Annotated in this window: 1 protein-coding gene; it reads left to right on the top strand. The window is 74.5% G+C overall.

The genetic code is table 11. The features are described from left to right. Positions 1 to 324 precede the first annotated feature (324 nt). Entirely contained in the window at positions 325 to 1917 is a 1593-nt protein-coding gene (locus ADK60_RS22110) for a 4-coumarate--CoA ligase family protein (protein WP_045944478.1), read from the top strand. The last annotated feature ends 50 nt before the right edge of the window (positions 1918 to 1967 follow it).

Raw genomic sequence — 1967 nt, 5'->3', positions numbered from 1 at the left:
CCGCCAAACGTTCGTCACAGGGGCGCACCGACCGCCCACTGTCCGTATCCTCCTGCCCGCGCGCCGAACGCCCGGCCGCAACGGACCTCCACCCGGCCCCCCCCCCCCGCCCCAACGCCCCGGCGCACCGCCGCCCCGCCCCCACCTCGTGTTTCGCCATACCGCGCCACCCCTGCGCCCCGCGCGCTCCGCCAAACGTTCGTCACAGGGGCGCACCGACCGCCCACTGTCCGTATGCTCCTGTCCGCGCGCCGCACGGCCGGTCGCAACGGACCTCCAGCCGGCCGCCCCGCCCCGCGCCAACTACCGCACAGGAGGCACGCCTTGGTGTTCCACAGCGAGTTCCCGGACGTCGGCATCGTCGACCTCGCCCTGCACGACGCCGTTCTCGGCGACGCCGAGCGCCACGGCGACCGGCCCGCCCTCATCGACGGGATCACCGGCGAGACGGTCAGTTACGCGCAGCTCGTCCACGCCGTCGGCCGGGTCGCGGCCGGCCTCGCCGAAGCGGGCGTCCGCCAGGGCGACGTGGTGGCCCTGTTCAGCCCCAACAGCATCCGCTACCCGATGGCCTTCTTCGGCGCCACCCGCGCCGGCGCGACCGTCACCCCCGTCTCCTCCCTCACCACCCCCGGCGAACTCGCCGGGCAGCTCGCCGACAGCGGCGCGCGCTGGCTGCTGACCGTGTCGCCCTTCCTGCCCACCGCCCGCGCCGCCGCCGAGAAGCTCGCCGCCGAGGGCCGGGAACTCGCCGGGATCGTCGTCCTGGACGGCGCCGAGGGCCACCTCTCGCTCGCCGACCTGCTCGCCGCCACCGGCCCCGAACCCGTGATCGACCTCGACCCGGGCCGGGACATCGCCGTGCTGCCGTACTCCAGCGGCACCACCGGCCTGCCCAAGGGCGTCATGCTCACCCACCGGTCCATCGCCACCAACCTCGCCCAGACCGACGCCGTCTTCCGCCCCGAGGTGGGTGAGCGGGTGCTCGCGGTGCTCCCGTTCTTCCACATCTACGGCCTGGCCGCGCTGCTCAACCAGCCGCTGCGCTGCGGCGCCACCGTGGTCGTGCTGCCCCGCTTCGACCTGGAGCAGTTCTGCCGCACCATCCAGGACCAGCGCGTGCAGTCCGTACTCGCGGCCCCCCCGATCGTGCTGGCCCTCGCCAAGCACCCGCTGGTCGACGGGTTCGACCTGTCCTCGGTCGAGTACCTGCTGTGCGCCGCCGCCCCGCTCGTCGGCGAGCTCGCCGAGGCCTGCGCCCGCCGCCTCGGCCTGCCCCGGATCCTCCAGGGCTACGGCATGACCGAGCTGTCCCCGGTCAGCCACGTGATGTCCCCGGCGGACCCGGACCCCTCGCCGGGCTCCGTCGGCCGGATGCTGCCCTCCACCGAACTGCGGGTCACCGCACTGGACGGCACCAGCGCCGACCTCGGGCCCGGGGAGCGCGGCGAACTTCTGATCCGCGGCCCGCAGGTGATGAAGGGCTACTTCGGCCGCCCGTCCGACACCGCCGCGACCGTCGACGCCGACGGCTGGCTGCACACCGGCGACATCGGCTTCGTCGACGAGCGCGGCTACCTGCACATCGTCGACCGGGTCAAGGAGCTGATCAAGTACAAGGGGTACCAGGTCGCGCCCGCCGAACTGGAGGCGCTGCTGCTGAGCCACCCGCAGATCGCCGACGCGGCGGTGATCGGGGTGCGCGACGCCGAGGGCACCGAGAGCCCCAAGGCCTTCGTGGTCCGCGCCCCCGGCAGCGCCCTCACCGAGCAGGAGGTCGCGGCCTTCGTGGCGGGCCAGGTCGCGCCGTACAAGAAGGTGCGGGCGGTGGAGTTCCTGGACGCCGTCCCCAAGTCGGCGGCGGGCAAGATCCTCCGCCGGGAACTGCGCGAGCGCGAGGCGGCCGCCACCGGCTGAGCCCCCCGTGCACCGGCCCGGCCACCACCCCCCACCCACACGGCCGCACC

Source organism: Streptomyces sp. XY431 (assembly GCF_001279805.1).
Taxonomy (GTDB): Bacteria; Actinomycetota; Actinomycetes; order Streptomycetales; family Streptomycetaceae; genus Kitasatospora; species Kitasatospora purpeofusca.
The sequence above is the reverse complement of the archived record's forward strand: the minus strand, read 5'-3'. Positions and strand labels throughout refer to the sequence as shown.